The organism is Arthrobacter sp. sptzw32 (assembly GCF_059089735.1).
In genome coordinates this window covers 1-604 of the sequence record NZ_JBNHEZ010000020.1, presented here as the reverse complement: position 1 = coordinate 604, position 604 = coordinate 1, and the positions used below count along the sequence as shown (strand labels likewise).

Below are 604 nucleotides of genomic sequence, written 5' to 3'. Positions count from 1 at the left end.
GGATGTACTCGTTCAGCGCCGTTGCCAGGGCCTCGGTGCTCAGGAACCGGACGCGGTGGAAGAGTTCTTCCTTGAGGTGGCCGAAGAAGTTCTCCATCACCGCGTTGTCGTAGCAGTTGCCCTTTCGGGACATCGACTGGACAGCGCCGGCGTCCTTGAGGAGGGTTCGCCAGGTGAGGTGCTGGTATTGGATGCCTTGGTCCGAATGCACGAGCGGCTGCTGGCCGGGCTCGAGGCAGGCCAGAGCCTCCTTCAGCGACGTGTTCGTAAGCGCCAGGTTCGGGGACGTGCTGATGGCGTGGGAGATGATCTGCCGGTCGAAGAGGTCCATGACCGGGGAGAGGTAGAGCTTCCGGTCCCCGACGCTGAATTCGGTCACGTCGGTCACCCACTTCTGGTTCGGGGCATCGGCCTCGAACTGCCGATTCAGTAGGTTTGGGGCAATCCTGCCCTGATCGCCCTGGTATGAGTTGTAGCGCTTCCTGCGCCGGACCTTGCAGAGCAGCTGAAGTGAGCGCATCAGTTTCAGCACGGTCTTCTTCGCAACCGTCCACCCTTGCTTGAGTAGCTCCGTATGGATCCGCCGGTGCCCGTACCGGCCATG

The 604-nt window shown here is 61.9% G+C and carries 1 protein-coding gene; it reads right to left on the bottom strand.

What is annotated here, in order from left to right:
* A partial coding sequence (locus AC5RVN_RS17415) for an IS3 family transposase (protein ID WP_494138753.1) occupies nt 1–580 on the bottom strand: 580 nt, incomplete at its 3' end.
* Nucleotides 581–604 lie beyond the last annotated feature (24 nt).